At 61.4% G+C, this 18,638-nt stretch carries 17 protein-coding genes and 2 tRNA genes; 2 read left to right on the top strand and 17 right to left on the bottom strand.

Going from position 1 to position 18,638, the window contains the following annotated elements:
* Window positions 1–506: 506 nt before the first annotated feature.
* The 15 genes from V2391_RS01025 to V2391_RS00955 form a co-directional block, all read right to left on the bottom strand.
* Window positions 507–580, bottom strand: a tRNA-Gly gene (locus V2391_RS01025).
* Between the two features lie 6 nt (window positions 581–586).
* Window positions 587–663, bottom strand: a tRNA-Pro gene (locus V2391_RS01020).
* A 91-nt stretch (window positions 664–754) separates the two neighbouring features.
* Entirely contained in the window at window positions 755–2,113 is a 1,359-nt protein-coding gene (brnQ, locus tag V2391_RS01015) for a branched-chain amino acid transport system II carrier protein (protein WP_329737905.1), read from the bottom strand.
* A 77-nt stretch (window positions 2,114–2,190) separates the two neighbouring features.
* Entirely contained in the window at window positions 2,191–3,330 is a 1,140-nt protein-coding gene (locus tag V2391_RS01010; RefSeq protein ID WP_329737904.1) for an aminotransferase class V-fold PLP-dependent enzyme, read from the bottom strand.
* A complete protein-coding gene (locus V2391_RS01005) occupies window positions 3,327–3,578 on the bottom strand; it encodes a DUF3343 domain-containing protein (protein ID WP_329737903.1) in 252 nt (83 codons plus the stop codon). Before V2391_RS01005 ends, V2391_RS01010 begins: the two co-directional genes overlap by 4 nt.
* A gap of 19 nt (window positions 3,579–3,597) precedes the next feature.
* Window positions 3,598–4,224, bottom strand: coding sequence for a sulfurtransferase-like selenium metabolism protein YedF (gene yedF, locus V2391_RS01000; protein ID WP_329737902.1), 627 nt, complete (start codon window positions 4,222–4,224; stop codon window positions 3,598–3,600).
* A 57-nt stretch (window positions 4,225–4,281) separates the two neighbouring features.
* On the bottom strand, window positions 4,282–5,331 hold the full coding sequence (gene selD / locus V2391_RS00995; protein ID WP_329737901.1) for a selenide, water dikinase SelD: 1,050 nt from the start codon (window positions 5,329–5,331) through the stop codon (window positions 4,282–4,284).
* A 72-nt stretch (window positions 5,332–5,403) separates the two neighbouring features.
* Window positions 5,404–6,168, bottom strand: a complete 765-nt coding sequence (locus V2391_RS00990; RefSeq protein ID WP_329737900.1) for an acyl-CoA dehydratase activase — start codon at window positions 6,166–6,168, stop codon at window positions 5,404–5,406.
* A 104-nt stretch (window positions 6,169–6,272) separates the two neighbouring features.
* Window positions 6,273–7,436, bottom strand: a complete 1,164-nt coding sequence (locus V2391_RS00985; RefSeq protein ID WP_329737899.1) for a double-cubane-cluster-containing anaerobic reductase — start codon at window positions 7,434–7,436, stop codon at window positions 6,273–6,275.
* 154 nt (window positions 7,437–7,590) lie between these two features.
* On the bottom strand, window positions 7,591–8,874 hold the full coding sequence (locus V2391_RS00980) for a double-cubane-cluster-containing anaerobic reductase (RefSeq protein WP_329737898.1): 1,284 nt from the start codon (window positions 8,872–8,874) through the stop codon (window positions 7,591–7,593).
* Between the two features lie 428 nt (window positions 8,875–9,302).
* Entirely contained in the window at window positions 9,303–10,373 is a 1,071-nt protein-coding gene (locus V2391_RS00975; RefSeq protein WP_329737897.1) for a sulfate/molybdate ABC transporter ATP-binding protein, read from the bottom strand.
* A 3-nt stretch (window positions 10,374–10,376) separates the two neighbouring features.
* Window positions 10,377–11,642, bottom strand: coding sequence for a molybdate ABC transporter permease subunit (gene modB, locus V2391_RS00970; protein WP_329737896.1), 1,266 nt, complete (start codon window positions 11,640–11,642; stop codon window positions 10,377–10,379).
* A 245-nt stretch (window positions 11,643–11,887) separates the two neighbouring features.
* Entirely contained in the window at window positions 11,888–12,760 is an 873-nt protein-coding gene (gene modA / locus V2391_RS00965; protein ID WP_329737895.1) for a molybdate ABC transporter substrate-binding protein, read from the bottom strand.
* Window positions 12,761–12,963: 203 nt separating this feature from the next.
* A complete protein-coding gene (locus tag V2391_RS00960) occupies window positions 12,964–13,443 on the bottom strand; it encodes a MogA/MoaB family molybdenum cofactor biosynthesis protein (RefSeq protein WP_118080408.1) in 480 nt (159 codons plus the stop codon).
* Window positions 13,444–13,453: 10 nt separating this feature from the next.
* Window positions 13,454–14,716 carry a molybdopterin molybdotransferase MoeA gene (locus tag V2391_RS00955; protein ID WP_195520768.1) on the bottom strand — a complete coding sequence of 421 codons (1,263 nt, stop codon included), beginning with the start codon at window positions 14,714–14,716 and terminating at the stop codon, window positions 13,454–13,456.
* 209 nt (window positions 14,717–14,925) lie between these two features.
* On the opposite strand from V2391_RS00955, the gene V2391_RS00950 reads away from it, so the two are divergent.
* Window positions 14,926–16,347, top strand: coding sequence for a chloride channel protein (locus tag V2391_RS00950; protein ID WP_329737894.1), 1,422 nt, complete (start codon window positions 14,926–14,928; stop codon window positions 16,345–16,347).
* A gap of 86 nt (window positions 16,348–16,433) precedes the next feature.
* Window positions 16,434–17,396, top strand: coding sequence for a diacylglycerol/lipid kinase family protein (locus V2391_RS00945; RefSeq protein WP_329737893.1), 963 nt, complete (start codon window positions 16,434–16,436; stop codon window positions 17,394–17,396).
* An 86-nt stretch (window positions 17,397–17,482) separates the two neighbouring features.
* Here the strand turns inward: V2391_RS00945 and V2391_RS00940 are convergent, their stop codons facing one another.
* Window positions 17,483–17,863, bottom strand: a complete 381-nt coding sequence (locus V2391_RS00940; protein WP_390397475.1) for a peptide chain release factor-like protein — start codon at window positions 17,861–17,863, stop codon at window positions 17,483–17,485.
* A gap of 83 nt (window positions 17,864–17,946) precedes the next feature.
* Window positions 17,947–18,525 carry a xanthine phosphoribosyltransferase gene (locus tag V2391_RS00935; RefSeq protein WP_022095227.1) on the bottom strand — a complete coding sequence of 193 codons (579 nt, stop codon included), beginning with the start codon at window positions 18,523–18,525 and terminating at the stop codon, window positions 17,947–17,949.
* Window positions 18,526–18,638: the final 113 nt, after the last annotated feature.

Raw genomic sequence — 18,638 nt, 5'->3', positions numbered from 1 at the left:
CGTTTCGTGACGTTCCGTAACAGTTGCGTTACCGACTCCCATTTTCGTAGCGATAAAAAAATCAGGGCGTGGCGCTGGGTAGCCCCAGCACGCTCGCGTAAATCGACCCCCTCCCCCGGTATATGCCCGCATATGCCTATCTACCTGCGTTTTTGTTCGCATATCAAAAAAGAGCTCTTGGGGGGGTATTCCAGCCCAAGCGCGGAGGGGGCTACGGAGGGGGCAGGGGTACCCTCCCCACCCATCACGCGCGGGTAGCGAAGCATACTAGACCCCTCATGACACAGCCATGACACAACCCCATGACACACTCTTGTTGATTGCTGTTCGGCGGCACGAATCTTAGCCACTGAAAAAGACGGGCAACACGACCGTTCACGGCTCCATATCTACCGCCTAACGAACCTAATGTGTGTCATATCTGTGTCATGAGCGTGTGTCATGAGCTAATTTCGGCATAAAAAATCGCAAGCCAAATAAGTACTTTGACCTGCGATTATGTCACTTGGAGCGGGCGACGGGAATCGAACCCGCGTCATCAGCTTGGAAGGCTGGGGTTCTACCATTGAACTACGCCCGCAAGATATGGTCGGGACGACAGGATTTGAACCTGCGACATCCTGCTCCCAAAGCAGGCGCGCTACCAAACTGCGCCACGTCCCGAAGGTGTTGAGCAGCTAAGGCATAAACCTTGCGTGTCCCAAAGCGAAGGAAATTATAGGGGAGACTTCCCGCCTGTGCAAGCGCAGAAACCCTAGCTCCTCGAATGTGTGACAAACTGGCTATGAACCAGACCGATCACAAACGCCGCCACAGCAACCGGTGCCCACGCAGCACCGATGTCTGCCAGCGGCAGCACATCGAACGGCAGCCACGCGCTCGCAAAGAACGCGTCGCGGACCGAGGTGATCACGCTCTGCACCGCGACCACGCCGCCGACCCAAACCCACACCTGCGGATGCGCATCGCAAAAACCATGCACCAGGCCCATAAGCACCAGCACGATGGCGACGGGATACAGAGCGTTGAGCATGGGCACCGAGAACATGAGGATCATGTCGAGGCCCACGTTGGAGAGCACGCACGAAAACGCCGCGAACACAAAGGCGAGAACCGCAAAGGGACGGCGCATGGCCTCCTCGGAAGCCTCCGCTCCCCCTTTAACCACATACGTCTCGCAGAAGTAACGCGAGCAGCAGCTGATGAGGCCGATGCACACGTTCATGCAGGCGAGGAAAAAGATTGCAAAGACCACGACCGTGCCGACAAGGCCAAAGTGCATGGAGGCAGAGCGGGCGAGGATGGCAGCGCCGTTAGTGGCATCGGGCATGACCGTGCCGAGCTGCATGCCGGCAAGCGCCAGGCCGCAGTAGATGACGGCCATGAGCACACCGGCGATCACACCGGAGCGCGAAATCTCGAAGGCCACGCGCTTGTCATCGGTAACACCCAACTCGTGGATGGTCTCGGCAATGATGATGCCGAAGGCGAGCGACGCGAGCAGGTCCATGGTCTGATAGCCGGTCAGGAAGCCCTGCACGGCGGCGCCCGCATCGTAGGGAGCCTGAGGCGCGGCAGCCGGTCCCAGAGGCGAGATCGCGGCAGCACCCACGACCAGCACGATGAGCGCAATGAGCGCGGGGCCCGTAATGCGACCGAGTACGCGTGTGATGACACCCGGGCGCAGCGTGAGCGCAAACGCGACCACGAAGAACCCGATGGCAAAGACCAGGCGAGCCGTGCCGAGCGAGACGCCCTCGGGCAGCAGCGGCACCAGCATCTCGAAGGCCGTGGAGCTCGTGCGCGGAATGGCCAGGCACGGGCCGATGGCCAGATACACCGCCGCGACAAAGAACTCACCAAACTTGGGGTGCACGCGGCCGGCAAGCTCGCGCGCCGTTCCAGCAAGCGCCACGGCGATAAAACCCATGACGGGCAGGCCGATGGCGGCAATCAGAAAGCCGAGCATGGCGACCGGCGTGGCAGAACCTGCCTGCAGCGCCAGCAGCGGCGGAATAATGAGGTTGCCGGCGCCAAAGAGCATCGAGAACAGGGCGATGCCGACGGTGACGACATGGTCGGAGCGCAGACCGCGCGGGGCGGATGAAGCCATGGGACCACCTTTCGGGTCGAAACAAAAACGGGACGGGCAAAAACACCCGTCCCGCAAGTATAAACGGTCTAGCAGCTTTAGCAGGCTAAATCGCACAGAGCATCGATAGCCGTGTCGACTTCTTCGGTCGTGTTGAAATACCCAAACGAGAAACGGACAACGCCCTGGCGCTCGGTCCCCAGCGCACAGTGCATGAGCGGGGCGCAATGGGCGCCGGGGCGCGTCGCAATCCCCCACCCTTGCATGAGCGCGTCCGAAATCTCGGCCGAATCGATATCGCCCACGTTGAGCGACACGATCGCCGAGCGCGCGGGTTGGTCAAACGCACCGTAGAGCTTAATCCCCGGAATCTTGCGCACCCCGGCAAGGAAGCGATCAGCGAGCGCACGCTCGTGGGCAGCAATCGCCTCGACCCCACCCTGGGCCTCGATAAAGTCGAGACCAGCAGAAAGGCCCGCGATGCCGTGACCGTTGAGCGTGCCCGCCTCCAGGCGCGTAGGCCACTCAAGCGGCTGCAGCGGGTCGAAGCTGTGCACGCCCGTGCCGCCCATGGCCCACGGAGACACGTCAATGCCCTCTGCCACGGCCAGACCGCCGGTGCCTTGGGGTCCCATGAGCCCCTTGTGGCCGGTAAAGCACACGACGTCGAGCCCCATGGCTTGCATATCGATATGCGCCGTGCCGGCAGACTGCGAGGCATCGACGATCACGAGTGCACCGGCCGCATGGGCCATGGCGGCTACGCGTGCAATGTCGACCGCGTTGCCGGTCACATTGGAGGCGTGCGTCACCACCACGGCACGCGTACCGGGCGTGACCAGCCGTTCGAGCTCGTCGTAGTCGAGCGCGCCGTTCGCGTCGCAGCCCGCATGCTCAACGGTCACACCCTGCTCAGCCGCCAGGCGGTTGAGCGGACGCAACACCGAGTTGTGCTCGAGCACCGTTGTGACCACACGGTCGCCGGGGCGCACCACGCCATTGATGACGGTGTTGAGGGCCGCGGTGGAGTTGGGCGTAAAACAAACATGGTCGGCCCGCGGGCAGCCCAACAGGTGCGCAAGCTTGGCGCGACAGCCGTGGATGGTACGCGCCGCGTCGAGCGCACCCGACGTCGCGCCGCGCCCGGCATTGCCGAGCGAGCACATCGCCTGCGTCACGGCATCAATGACCGTCTGCGGCTTGTGCATGGTCGTCGCCGCGTTATCCAGATAGATCATCGCACGACCTCCCACATATCAATCACGGTATAGCCCTCGGTGGGAACGCCCGCCGCGGCGAGTTCGCCGTGCAGCAGCTCCTCATCGGCAGGCAACGCCTTCCATGCCAAACCGCAGCCGGCAGCGACCTCCCCGGGCACGGGAATCGTTCGCCCGGGAAGGCCGCGCTCGATGCACAGGGACTCGCAACCCATGGCGGCCGCCGTGGTGGGAAACGTGATGACAAGCGCCGGGCGCTTCTCCCTCATGGCAACTCCAACCAATACGCTACGGGCGCACGACGCGCACGGCCTGCTCCATCTTCTCCACGATCACGTACATGTTGGTGACCTCGCCCACGGCAAGCTGGTCCTTAATGCCATAGTGGTCGAGGCAGGTGCCACAGGTAAGGATCTCGACGCCCTGCTCGGCCAGGCCCTTCAGGTCGTCGAGCACCGGAGAGCCCTCGACGGTGAGCTTGGCGCCACCGTTGTAGAACAGCATGGCCGCGGGCAGCTCCTCCTGCTGCGTCACGGCAAAGATAAAGGCCTTCATGAGCTTGTGGCCCAGCTCGTCGTCGCCACGGCCCATGCAATCGGTGTAGACGGAAATGACGAGCTTGCCCTTGCCGGCGCTGGCATCACAGAAGGCAGCGCCATCCTGCTCGGGGTCCGCAACGGCAACGGCGCCAGAGGTCGCCACGGTCACGTGCCACTCGGCGTCAGAAACCTTCTCAACTGAGGCCGTGCAGCCCTTCTCCTGCGCCATCTTGGAGATGTTCTTGACGGCGGTCTCGTTGTCGACCGAGGTCACGACGGCGCCCTCGCCATCGAGCTGCTTGAGGGCCTTAAGCGTCTTGACGACGGGCAGCGGGCAGGCATCGCCCATGGCATTGACTTCAATTTTGGTAGACATAGCTTTTCCTTTCGAATAAATCGTTTTAGAACGGTACATAGCTCAATAAACGTGTCGTTAACGGACAACGCGGACGGCAGGACCGCCTGGCACCGGCTCGCACACGCGACCGACGGCGGCGGCGATACGTCCTTCGGCATGCAAACGGCGCGCAAGCTCATCCACATCGGCAGCAGGTGCCGCAATGAGCAAGCCGCCCGAAGTCTGCGGATCGTACAGCGCATCCAACATGCCCGGCCCCAGGTCCTCGTCGGCAGCCACACGCGGGCCAAAGAAGTCCTGGTTGCGGTAGGAGCCCGCGGGGATAATGCCCAGACGCGCCATGTCGAGCACCTGGTCAAAGAGCGGCACCGCCCCCGACGCAAGCTCAATCTGCACGCCCGAGCCCTCGGCCATCTCGCACGCGTGCCCGATCAGGCCAAAGCCCGTAATGTCGGTGCACCCGTGAAGTTCGAGCCCCTCGGCCAAACGGATCGGAGCCTCGTTGAGGGTGCGCATCGAGTCAAACATGGCTGTGGCCTCGTCCTGCTCGATGAGCTCGCCCTTAATGGCCGTGGTGATGATGCCCGAGCCAACCGCCTTGGTCAGCAGTAACGCATCGCCCACGCGCGCGCCGCTGTTGGCGAGCATGCGGTCGAGCGCGACAAAGCCGCTCACGGACAGGCCGTACTTGGGCTCGTCGTCGTTGATGGTGTGGCCGCCCGCGATGGAGCAACCAGCCTCGACGCACTTGTCGGCGCCGCCCGCCAGAATCTGACCTGCGACCTCGATGCCCAGGCAACTGGGAATGCACAGCAGGTTCATGGCATGGCTCGGCCGCCCGCCCATGGCGTAGATGTCCGACAGTGAGTTTGCCGCGGCGATCTGGCCAAACAGAAACGGGTCGTCGACCATCGGCGGAAAGAAGTCGATGGACTGCACGAGCCCCAGGTTCTCCCCTACGCGGAAGACACTCGCATCGTCGGAGGTATCGAACCCCACGAGCAGGTTGTCGTTATGCACATTGGGCAAGTCGCCCAGGACCTGGGCGAGGGCTCCGGGAGCCAACTTAGCGGCTCAACCGCTTGCGGCTGTCATGGACGTGAGCTTAATCTGATCGTCAGCCATCGATACCTCCTCTCTCTTCGGTCAATCATTTTCTCCCAGTATACGCATGAAAGCGAGCCTGCAGCGGGTGCATTAATTGAGCGCCTGGGCGCGAATCGCCGCGCCGATGGCACCGGCAAAGCGAGCCTGGGGCGAGGTGGTCACCGGCGACCCCAGTAGCTTGCCCAACCGCTCCACCACGAAGGCGTTCTCGCACAGGCCACCGGTTAGGTAGTACGGGGCGCCCGTGGCCTGCCCGGCCATGGTCGCCACGCGCGAGACCACGCTGTCGATCACGCCGCGTGCAATGTTCTCGCGCGGCTCGCCACGACCGATCAGGCTGATGACCTCGCTTTCGGCAAACACCGTGCACATGCTGCTGATCTTGGTGGGCTCGCCGGAACGCGCAAGGTCGGCCATCTGCTGCTGGGAAATGCCTAGGCGGTCGGCCATGATCTCCAAAAAGCGCCCCGTGCCGGCAGCGCACTTGTCGTTCATGGCGAACTTGGCCACGCGACCGCCCTTGAGTTGGATGACCTTGGTGTCCTGGCCGCCCACGTCAATCACCGTGCCGTGATCGCCAAACAGGCGCGCGGCACCGGTGCCGTGGCAAGTAATCTCGGTCACGACCTTGTGCGCATAGGGCACGGCGACACGGCCGTAGCCAGTCGCGACCACGCGTACGTCGTCGGCCGCCACGTCGTAGCCGGCAGCAGCAAGCTCGCAGCGCAGACGTTCGGCCGCATCGACCGACGAGAACCCGGTTGGCTGCACGCACGTCCACGCCACCGAACCCTTCCCATCGACCACAGCAGCCTTAGCCGCCGTAGATCCGATATCGATCCCGATCCCTATCATGGCTCTCTCCCAATCTAAACATCAAAGATAGCGGCGCGTTCAGGCGCCTTGGCATCCTCCCTCACATGTAACAAAGGGACAGTCCCTTTGTCACATACCGTCACCTACAGGGTTTCGATGAAGGCAGCGATGCGCGTCTCGATCTGACCCATGTCGCCATTGCTGTAATCGGTCTCGATCTTCATGTACGGAATACCCGCACCCTCGACGGCCTCCTGCATGCGCGCGCTCTCAACGTTGAAGGTATGGCAGGCCTGTAGCACGCTCTCTACCACGCCATCGACGTGATACTTCTCGCACATGGCCAGCGTGTTTTTCATACGACCGTCGTTGGGCGTCATGACCGAGCAGTTGATATCCAGATAGCGGTCGGCGATGGCGCGCAGGATGTCGGGAGCCTCCGGATCGATCATCATGGCCGCCGTGCGCTCGCCCGAGCAGTCGTCCATGCACACGACCACGCCGCCGTTGGACTCGATAGTACGGCCGATCTTGTTAATCACGCCGCCCACCGGGCAGCCGGTGATCAGAATGCGCTTGGCATCTGCCGCGACCGGGCGCTCGCCCGCGTCGTAGGCCTCACGCAGCTTGGCAACCTTTTGCTCCAGCTGCTGTGTATAGGCCTCGATATCAAAGCTGAACGTGCCGGCAAACATGGTGCTCATCAGATCGACGCCGCTCATGGCCGCCGGCTGGTTGGCCTGCAGCGCAAACATCTCGAGCTGGGCCGCACGCAGGCGGTTGCGACGACGCACGGCGGCGCGCAGGTCGTCATCGGTAATCGTGATGCCGTAGAAGCCCTCGAGCTCCTCCTTGAGCAGGCGGCACTCCTCGTACCAGCCCTCGCGCTCGTAGGCGCGATCGCGACCCTGCGGAAGATGCAGAATGTGCGTGCGCTTGAGCTCGTTGAGTAGCTCGTACATCTTCTTCTTGCCGTCGCAGGTTGTCTCACCGATGATCATGTCGCTAAAGTACGTAAACGGGCACTTTTGCGAGTAAGCAAAGCCGTAGGTCGACTTGATGAGCGGGCAGAGATTTGCCGGCAGCACCTTCTCGGCCTCGGGAATCACCTCGTCAGACGTGCCGCACAGCGCCACGCTCGCAGCCCCCGCGGCATCGATAATCTCGAGTGGCGTATAGCTGCACAGGAAGCCGACCAGGCGATTACCGGCCTGCTTGTAATCCTTAACGCGAATAAACGCGGCCTTACGCTGCTCGTTGAACTCCTCAAACGTGGACGGCAACGGCTGCTCATTATTTTCCGACATATAACTCCTTAACAAACCTTTCAACCAACCAAGGAAACGGCTTTCCCAGGTGCCCGAGGTTGCCGTGAAAGAGAAGCGCCGCATACTTTGGTACACAAGCGACGGTTTGAACGGCAAGATCGGGCGCCTAGGGAAGCTGCCAGGGCGGATAGTCCTAAATGGTTTCCAAGAAAGCCTCGATCCTGGTTTGCAGTTGGCCTGCATCCTCGCCGGCGTAGTCGGTCGTGATGTGCATAAACGGAATGCCGGCTTCCTCGGCGGCCTTCTCCACGACAAACGACTCCATCTCGTAAAGCGTGCAGAACTGCAGGGCCACGTCGACGATGCCGTCGGCATGCAGGTCCTTGGCCATCTGGACAATATCCTTCATACGCTGGTCGTTGGGCGTAAAGACGGCACAGTTGATCTTAAAGTAGCGCTCGGCGAGGGCATCGAGCATCTCGTCAACCGTCTCACCGGACTCGTCAACCAGATCCTTGTAGTAGCGCGAACCCGTGCAGGACTCCTCGCCCACCACAACGCCGCCGGCCTTCTCGATGAGGTTGAACAGCTTCCAGTTGGGCACGGCCATGGGCGTGCCGGTGTACAGGATACGCTTGGTCCCCTTGGGCGCCACGCCCTCGCCGGCCTCGACACGCTGCTCGCACTCAGCCGCCATATCGTTAATGGCTCCGGTCAGACGCGGCGTGTCGTCCATAAAGGCGGCCTGAACGGTCAGCAGGCTGTCGAGACCGCTGATGGGCACAGGGTCGGCAGCGCGTGTGGCAGCGAGGCGCTGCAGGGCACGGCGCTTCTCATTGACGGCGTGGATGGCGGCCTTCAGACGCTCGGGCGTAATCGTGACGCCACACTCTTCCTCGATCTTGGCGGCGAGCTTCTTGACCTCGGCCTTCCAGGTCACGAGCGTCGACTCGTCGTGCACGTTGGGGATATCCATGACGTACATGTTCTTTTGCGTCGCAAAGAACTCGTAGGCCTTCTTCTTACCGTCGCAGGTGTTCTCGCCTACCACCAAGTCACTCGACTCAATGTAGGGGCAGACCTCGCCCAGCTTAAAGCCGGCAAAGCTCTTGATGAGCGGACAAGTGTTGCGCGGCAGGTGCTCCTCGACCTTGTCGGTTGCCCAGTCGGCACCCGAGCACAGACCAACGGGAATGCCGTCACAGGCAAGCACGATCTCCTCGGGCACGTACACGCAGAACGACCCCACGATCTTGGTGGCCTCGCCGGCCTCCTTCTTGTCGAGCATCTCCTTAATACGGCCGCTGTGGATGTTGGTGGCCACAAAGTCCAGGTAGGACGTAGACTTGGGGCGATTGTTCTGCGTCAGGAACATGTCCCCGTACATCTGGCCCACGGCGCCCAGCAGCATATCATGGTCGGCAAGATTCATGCCGAGGCTCTCCCACATCGGATGGAAATCAAATTCTTCAGCCATGACGGTTCCCCTCTCGAACCAAAATCGGATAACAACGGTATCGATGCACGACGGACGGCGATTGCCCGACCGTGCTCAAACCCGGAATTTTAGGGAACCTGCTTTGCGGTCGATTATTTAGTTGTGCGTCGTCTCTCCCGGAGCCGTGAACATACCTGCTCATATGCGGCTCCGAGCGATATATAGGGCACGCGCGGCAACGCGGCAAATGTATGTCGTCTGCGGCATGTGCGCACCCTCCTTAACCAGTTGATGTCAACTATATCAACGGTCATCGACCATGCGAACACCGTTGACATTCGTACGACAGCATCGTATGCCGTCGTTTAATAAATTATTATCTTGATTGATAAGAGTTTGTCATCTCTCATTCAACGAACGGCAAACAAAGCCCCCGAGGCTTATATCCCCGACGGCATTACCCGGCGCTATCGACAAACCAAATGGATCTTACTCGCATCGAAGTGCATACGCAGGGTCTCGCCTGCTTGCGGTAGTCCATCCGCTGGTACGCCCACCTTGTTGACCTTCCACTGCAGACGCGTTGGCGCATCGACGCGCGGCGCGTCCAGCAGCACCAGGCGCTCAAAACGCGAGTCGCTCACACGCGCCACGTGCAGGTCGTAGCTGTTGCGACCCCGCTCAGCGCGATTGTCAACATGGAAGTAGCTGGCGCGAATGCCCAGGTACGCCACATTATCGGGAACCTCGCGACCCACGTTAAAGGTCATGCCCCAGTCGAGGGCTTCAACTTCTTCTTCGCCGATCTTGCGCGCCCGGCTTGTGTTCTTGCAGCCCGTCAGGCGCAGCGCCGCCAGCGTCTGCGGACGGCGGACCACATCCTCGATGGAGCCGATCTCCTCAACATGCCCGTTGTGCATCACGCAGATGCGCTCGCACAGACGGCACGCCTCGTCGATATCGTGACTCACGTAGAGCACGGTGCGGTTGCATACATCGAACAGGTCGAGCATGTTCTGTTCGAGCGCGCTCTTAAGATAGGAATCGAGTGCGCTCATGGGCTCGTCGAACATAAAGATGCCCGGGCGCGCCGCCACCATGCGCGCGAGCGCCACGCGCTGCTGCTGGCCGCCCGAGAGGCGCGCGGGATAGCGGTCGGCGAAATCAGCCAGACCGAAAATGCCCAGATAGCGCTCGGCCAGCCTTTTGCGCGCCGCGGCGTCGCCCGCGCCCTTTACACCGGCACATACGTTATCGGCCACCGTCATGTTGGGAAACAGCTGATAGTTTTGGAACAATAGGGCGCATTTTCGCTCCTGGGGCGACAGGTTGATGCCCGCCCCCGAGTCAAAAAAGGTCACGCCGTTGACGACGATCTTGCCCTCGTCGGGCGTCTCCACACCGGCAATGCAGCGCAGTGTGCAGCTCTTGCCACAACCCGAGGCGCCCAGCAGCGCCACGCGCTCCTCGCCAGCCTCGAGCTGAATGTCGAGAGTAAAGCCGGGATAGCGCTTTTTGATATCCAGAACGAGCGACATGGCTTATCGACCTCCCTTTGCGACCGTGTCATCGCGCATAAGTTCGGCCAGCGCCTCGCGATCGATACGCAAGGCATCGCCGCCCGCCGGGTCGAGCGAATCGCCCTGTCCGGCGAGATCTTCGGCCTGTTTGCGCTTCGCACGGGAGAGACCACGCTCGCGATACTTTTGCGAATGCGCGGTGTACATGTTGATGAACAGGATGACTAAGAAACTGAACACGATTACGACGATGACCCAAAAGAGTGCCACCGACGTGTTGCCGCCCATCCACTCAAAGTAGATGGCGATGGGGATGGTCTGGGTAATGCCGGCGTAGTTGCCCGCAAAGAACAGGGTGCAGCCAAACTCGCCCATCGCGCGGGCAAAGGCAAGCACCGTGCCGGCGGCAATCGAGGGCCAGCCGAGCGGCATCATAAGCTTGGTAAAGATGCGACGCTCGGACCAGCCCAGCGTGCGCGCCGCATCGAGCATCTGCGTGTCGAGGCTCTCGAAGGCTCCGAGCGCCGTACGATAGACGAGCGGGAACGACACGACGACGGCAGAGATCACCGCCGCGGGCCAGGTAAAGACGATCGAGATGCCGTGCGCGATGAGCCACTGGCCCACCCCGGTCGAGCGGCCAAACAGCATGAGGAGCAGAAAGCCGCAGACCGTGGGCGGCAGCACCATAGGAACCGTAAAGACCGAATCGAGCAGGCCCTTGATGCGACTCGAGGTACCCATAGTCTTCCACGCGGCGAACAGGCCCAGCGCAAAGGAGATCAGCAGGGCAAGGCCACTCGTTTTTATGGACACCCAAAACGGGCGATAGTCGATGTCGCCCAAAAAGGAAGCCAGAGAGGTCAAGGGCCCCTGCTCATCCCGCATCACGACAGACGATGCTTCTACCATTTGAGCGCTATCAAGCCAACGCGCTCCGCCCTTGGCATCACCCGAGGCTGATGCAATCACCACATAGCGGTCCCCATCCGCGCCACGCTCGTCAAAGCCATAGGTATACCCGCCAGCATCAAACGTTGTTTCCGCCGTGACATACCAAGGAAGGTCCACGTCACCCAGCTGCGCACCTCCCATGCAGTTTGCGCTGTCGAGATCACAGACGAGGGCCTTGAGACCCGATACGCACTCGTTGTCCTGCGGATCCAATCCATATTTCTCGACCGCCTTGGGCGATATCCACACCACAACGCGATCGGCAGCAGGCGCCACTACAAGGTCCACGTCCTCGTCAACGGGAAACCGGTAGCCCTCAGGCTGGCCCTCCATGATACGGGCAGTCCCCTTGGCCAACCGCTCAAAACCCTCGATCCCATAGGAAAGCCCATGAGCGGTCGCAGCAACCTGGGCCCCGTCCTCAGTGTCCCCAGCAAACGCAAATCCCGGCACCCAACAAAGCGCGAAGGTCAAAGCACAGGCGACAAGCATGCGGAATCTATTAAGCACGAAAAGCTCCAAGAGAATACAAGGACGGAGTGAAACGCAAAACGATGGAATTATCGCGCCAAGCCGCACTACGCGGAAAGTTCAAAGCCGTACTTAGCCCAAATCTTCTGAGCTTTCTTGTTGGTCAGACAGAAGTCGATGAACGCCTTGGCCTCGTCGTCATGCTCGGAGCTCTCGGCAACGGCACCCGGGTACACGATGGGCTTGTGCGAATCCTCGGGGCACACGAAGGCCTCCTCGATGCCGTCGTAGCGGAAGATATCGGAGCTGTAGACAAAACCAGCCACGCAGTCGCCTGTAGAGACGTAGGCGGCAGCGGTGCCGACCTTATCGGCCAGTGCGACCTTGTCGGCGATCTCGGGAGCATACTCGCCGTCGTCGCCCTCGATGCCGGTGTAGAGGCCCACGGAGGCCAGGGCCTGGTTAGCGTACTTGCCGGCGGGAACGGTCTTGGCGTCGCCAATGGCAATCATGCCTTCCAGGTTCGCAACGTCGGCAATGGCCTCGACCTTGGTGTCGGAGCCCTCGGCGCGAATGATCACGAGGTCGTTGACGAACATGTCCTCACGCGTGTCGGCGTCGACGAGCTCGGCGGTCTCAGCGTCATCCATGGTGCCCTTGGAGGCCGTGATGAGCACGTCGACCGTGGCGCCGGCACGCATCTGCTCAACGAGGTCGCCGGAGGCCTTAAACTGCGTGTCGGCAAAGGTGGTGCCGGTCTGGTCGGTGTAAAGCTCTTGGACCTCGGGCAGAGCCTTCTCAAGCGAGTTGGCGGCAAAGACTTGCAGCTCGACAGCTTTCTTGGAAGATGCCTTGGCAGAACCGGCATCGGATCCGGCCGGCTCGGACGTCTTGCTGCCCGAGCAGCCGGCAAGACCAAGGCCGGCAGCGGCGACAGCAGAAAGCGAGACGAATCCGCGACGAGAAACCATATCGAACATATTCAACCCTTTCGGACCTTGTGCCCGGGTACCCCACCGCGGGCTATAACCTGCAATCAGATTATACTTTCGCGCGAATAATGATAGTGAGAAATTATTCTCGTCAGAGAATATAGTTTCGAGTTAGCGCGCACCTCGGCGTCGCTTCGGTGGAAAACAAAGGCGGAGCAGCCGTTCAGGTCGCCCCGCCGCAGGTAAACCGCTTAGTTGGTATGTCCGCCGCCCGCTGTCATCTGAGCCGCATGCTCCAGCTGGTCTGCTATGGCCTCCCAGCTTTCGCGGGCGGCCTTCGTAGAACCGGGAAAGTTAACGACAAGTGTATGACCTCGTTGCATGCAAATAGCGCGCGAGAGCATGGCGCGGCGCGTCTTGGTCATGGAGTACGCGCGAATCGCCTCTGCAATACCCGGCACATCGCGGTCGCAGACGGCACGCGTCGCCTCGGGCGTCACATCGCGCATCGAAAGCCCCGTGCCGCCGCAGGTGAGCACGACATTGGCGTGGCACTCATCGGCGGCTTCCACAATGGCATCACCAATCTCGCTGACGTCATCGCGCACGACCACATGTGAGGCGACCGTCCAGCCCTGTGCCTCGATAAGTTCCTCGAGTGCGGCTCCAGCCTCGTCCTGGGCAAGATCACGCGTGTCCGAGCACGTCACAATCGATATCTTCAACTCCACAGCATTCCTCCTACAACACGGTGCCCTCGGGCAGGTCGACGCGAACAACGTCCACGACATCTCCCGCCTTGAGCTCGCACGGTCCTTCGTCAATACGCAGCAGGCAGTTGGCCCGCTGCATCGTGCCGAGCAGCGCCGAATTCTGCGTCTTGGCCTCGGTCACCATCAGCTCACCGGTCTTGGGGTCGCGCAAAACCGTGGCGCGATCGAAGAAGCGTCGGTCCTGGCGCTTTTTCACACCGTGTGTGAGCGTCGCCTGCTGCACGGGACGCGGACCCTCGGCAAAGCCGCGCATCTTGCGAATCGCCGGACGGGCGAGCATCTCAAAGCCCACATACGCCGCAGCCGGATTGCCTGAAAGCCCCAGGTAGGGCTTACCCCCGAGCAAGCCAAACGTGATGGCCTTGCCCGGACGCATCGAGATGCGATCGAACAGCACCTCGCCCTCGCGCCGGACGAGTGCCGTCACATAGTCGTAATCGCCCGCCGAGGCGCCTCCGCTCGTAATGACAAAATCGCACTCTTGCACCGCGCGATGCACGAGCTCGGCAATCGCCTGCTCATCATCAGACGCAATGCCGTAGAACACGGGCTCGGCTCCTGCATCGAGTGCTTCGGCCATCAACGCCGAGGAGTTGGAATCGCGAATCTGACCGCGCGCCGGTACTTTACTCGGTGCGACCAATTCCGTGCCCAGCGAGATGATGCCCACACGTGGGGCAGCGTGCACCTTCACGCTCGCGTAACCGGCGCTTGCCAGCAGGCCCGCGCCCGCCGGAGCCACGACCTCGCCGGCGTGTATCACAACATCGCCGGCATGGGCCTCCTCGGCGGCAGAGCGAACGTTCTCCCCCACCTTGGCCGGCGCCGAGAAGCGGACGTGCGAGCCCTCGTTGCCATCGCCGTCAAGCACCTCGACGATCTCGTATTTCACTACGGCGTCGGCACCCTCGGGCACCGGCGCGCCTGTCATAATGCGGACCGTCTCGCCCGGGCCAAGAGCACCCTCAAACACATGGCCCGCAGCCTCGTGTCCGATAACGTCGAGCGTCACCGGCGTCTCACCAGACGCCTGCGCCAAGTCCGCCGAGCGCACGGCATATCCGTCCATAGCGCTGTTGGCAAACGGCGAAATGTCGATATCGGCCACAGCATCCTCGGCCAAGGGAAAACCAGCCGCCTGCCACACGGGAATCTCTACGAGATTGGTCGGAGCAACGTGCGACAGAACAATCGACTGCGCGTCCTCCAGCGGAATGAGTTTCTCTGCCATATGCACCTCTTAATGCCACGGCGCACAACAGGAGCGCCGATTCTTTATGCTTGTCTCAGTATAATCCCCGACGCGCGACCGCGATTTGGCCTGTACCCGCAAATACACCTGTCGGCCGCAAGCCGCGAAACAGAATGGAAACCAAGCCACCGGCTCGTCGCGTTTACCGCGTTCTATAATGCTTGCGTTGCAACCTAAAAGAGGAACGTATGGCTCATAACGACAAACCCGAAAGCGCAAACGAGGCTCAGGATCATTCCCAGCCGCTCGACGACGGCGGCTTTTTCTCCCTGAACGACGTCATCATGGCAGGCAGGCATCAGCTCACCCGCTCCGAGCAGCTCTTGGCTGCCGACACGCGCCGCAACGCCCGCAACCTACTCGCGAGCGCCAAGTTGCTCGTACTCGTCGTCATCGTCTCGCTCGCCATGGGCGTCGCCGCTTGGGCGTTTTTGGCCTCGTTGAATATCGCCACCGACTATCGCGAACACCATGCGTGGATTTACGCACTGCTTCCCGTTGTGGGCGTTGCCACCGCATGGGTGTACAAAAACCACGGTCTTGCCGCCAAACGCGGTAACAACCTGGTCATCGACTCCGCTCTGGGCACACGCCTCATCCATATGCGCATGGCCGTCCTCACCTTCGTCTGCTCCACGCTCACGCACCTAACGGGCGGATCGGCCGGTCGCGAGGGAGCCGCGGTTCAGATTGGCGGCACCATCGCCAGCAACATCTCGAGCCTCGCCCACCTCAAAAAGCATGATCACCACGACCTCATGCTCGCCGGCATCTCGTCGGCCTTTGGCGCCGTATTCGGCTCGCCCCTTGCCGGAGCTTTCTTTGGCATGGAGATGTGCTTTATCGGCAAGATCGACTACACCGCGGGCATCTACTGTCTGGTCGCCTCGTTTACCGGCTACTTTACATCACTCGCCCTGGGTACCGAGTACGAGGCGAATGTCATCGCCAGCGTCCCCGCCATGACGCCCAAGACAGTCGTCATCGTTGTTATCAGCGCCATCATCTTCGGTCTGGCGGCACGCCTCTTTGCCTGGTCGGTTCGAACCGTCAAGAGCCTGTACGGTCGCTTTATCACCAATTACCTCGTTCGCGCACTTATAGGCGCACTCGTGGTTTTGGCCGCCTATGCCCTCCTCGACGCTTGGGACTACGCCGGCCTTTCCACGTGGCTTTCCGGCGCTGGATTTGCCGGCAACACCACCCTGGCGGATGCAGCCATCAAGTTGGTCGTCACAGCGCTCACCCTGGGCGCCGGCTTCCAAGGCGGCGAGGTCACGCCCCTGTTTGGTATCGGTGCGGCACTCGGTGGCTGGATCGGCTGCCTCACCGGTCTCGACCCCAGTTTTCTGGCAGCTCTCGGCATGCTCGGCGTCTTCTGCGCCGGCCTCAACGTGCCCATCACCACCTGTATGATGGCCATCGACCTGTTCCACGGCACGGCCGCCGGCTTCTTCGTGATCGTGGCGTTTATCAGCTATCTCGCCGGCGGCCACCGCGGCGTGTACCCCGCCCAGCGCATCATCTCACCCAAGCGCCGTTCGCTTATTGTGGATGAGGGCGGTACGGTAGCGGATGCTATCGAGCGCCACAACGACCTGATAGAGTAGATGAAATAATCGCCGTGCAGCCACAATCAGGGGCAATTCGACCTGAGCGCGACCGCACCGTCACGTCATACGCCGGGAGTCGCCCCATGCACGCAACTGATTTTGGTCGCACGCTCATCATCGCCAACCCAGCCGCCCAGTCGGGTGCGGCGCGCGAAGTTGCCGAGCGCCTGCAACGCTTTTTGGACATGACCGCACGCGCATCCCAGTTTGACCTGGTGCTAACCGAACGTATGGGACACGCCAAGGAGCTGGCCGCCCAGGCTCAGGGCTATCGCACCGTTATCGCCCTTGGCGGCGACGGCGTGATCCACGAGGTCGTCAACGGGCTTATGACGCAAAAGGAGGACGCCCGCCCCGCTCTTGCCGTCCTGCCCGTGGGCTCCGGCAACGATTTTGCCCAGACGCTCGGCATCGAAGATTTCTCCGGCAAGAATTTTGGCGCGCTGCTCACCTGTGAGCTGCAGCGTCAGGACATCGGGCGGATTCGCTCATGGAACCCCGCATGCGGCAGCGGCGAGGCTACCGTTGAGTACTACGACCAGACGCTTTCGGTCGGCATCGATGCCGCCATCGGCCTTGGCACCACCGAACTGCGCAAAAAGACTGGCCTGACGGGCGCTCCGCTCTACACCCTCTCGGGACTTGAGCAGTTTGGCCTGCGCTATCGCAACTACCCCATGACAGTCAGCTTTGACGGCGCGCCCGCCGAGCGCGTGAGGGCGATCGTTATGGCGATTCAGCTGGGCCCCACGTATGGCTCGGGCTATCGCATCTGCCCCGATGCCGACCCCTGCGACGGCGTACTCGACATCTGCTACGCCTGCGGCCCTGTCCCTCGCGCGGTTGCCCTGCCTATGTTTCTTTCGGCCAAGGACGGCCACCATACCAAGTTGCCAGCAGTTCGTATGCGCCGCTGCCGCCATGCCGCACTCACCTTTGAGGAGCCCGACTACCCCATCCAAGCCGACGGCGAGCCCGTTGTCGCCTCGCGCATCGAGGTCGACGTCCTTCCCGCCGCTCTCGAAGTCTGGCACCCAACCCGCTAACCCCTCATAAGTTGCGGTGAAATAGGGACTGTTTATGCAGTTAAAGCCGCAAAACAGTCCCTATTTCACCGCAACTTATGAGGAAGCTATTCGTCGCTGCCCGGCTTGCGACGGTTGGCCTTTTTAATGGCGTTGAAGTGCTTGTCATTGAGCCTGCGCTGGCGAGAGCGCTGAGGCACCTTGGTCTTTACGCGTCGGCGCGGTGGACGCCCGCGACGCTCAAGCTCAGCGCGCAGCTTACGCAGGCAGCTGCTACGGTTTTGGAACTGACTGCGGCTCTCGCGCGCCGTCACGGTAATCCCCGTGGGCCCATGCTTCATGCGCACCGCCGAGTCCGTCGTGTTGACGCCCTGTCCGCCCGGGCCCGTCGCGCGAAACACCTGAACCTCGCAATCGCGTGCCAACTCCTCGACCGACATCTCGGCATAGTGCGCATACTCACGCCATCCCATCTTGTTCTCATCCATATCAACACCTCCCCTCATACAAAAAATGTGACAAAGGGACAGTCCCTTTGTCACATCGCATACCAATCGCTTGTGTTGCGCACTTAGGCGAAGGTGATCTCGCCGGTCTCGCAGTCCATATCGGCGATACGGGCCAGGCTCTCGACGCGGAAGCCGCGCTCGCGGAGCTTATCGCCACCGCCCTGGAAGCCCTTCTCCACCGCAATGCCAATACCGGATACCTCGGCACCCGCAGCCTCGCAGATCTTGATAAGACCCTCGAGCGCGCAGCCGTTGGCCAGGAAGTCGTCGATAATCAGGACCTTGTCGCCCTCGGACAGGAAGCGCTTGCCAACGATGACCGGGTACTCCTTCTGCTTGGTAAAGGAGTAGATGGTCGTGGCATACTGCTCGCCGTCGAGGTTGATGGACTGCGCCTTCTTGGCAAAGACAACCGGCACGCCGCCAAAATGCTGGGCCGCGATGCAAGCCATGCCAATGCCCGAAGCCTCGATCGTCAGGATCTTGTTGATCTCGACACCCTCGAACAGACGGGCCCACTCGGCGCCCATGTGGTCGAACAGTTCAACGTCGCACTGGTGGTTGAGGAAGGCATCAACCTTAAGGACGTTACCGGCCTTTACGATGCCGTCATGGCGAATACGATCCTCAAGCTCCTGCATGGCGCAACCCCTTCTCGCGGCAACGATACCGCGCGATTAATAAACGTTGTTCGATAGTCTACCACGGACCGACCCCCGCCCGTCCCACAAGCCGCATCGCACCATAAAGCCGC

The organism is Collinsella sp. CM84Y_54 (assembly GCF_036317945.1).
In the GTDB taxonomy this organism is placed as follows: domain Bacteria; phylum Actinomycetota; class Coriobacteriia; order Coriobacteriales; family Coriobacteriaceae; genus Collinsella.
The sequence above is the reverse complement of the archived record's forward strand: the minus strand, read 5'-3'. Positions and strand labels throughout refer to the sequence as shown.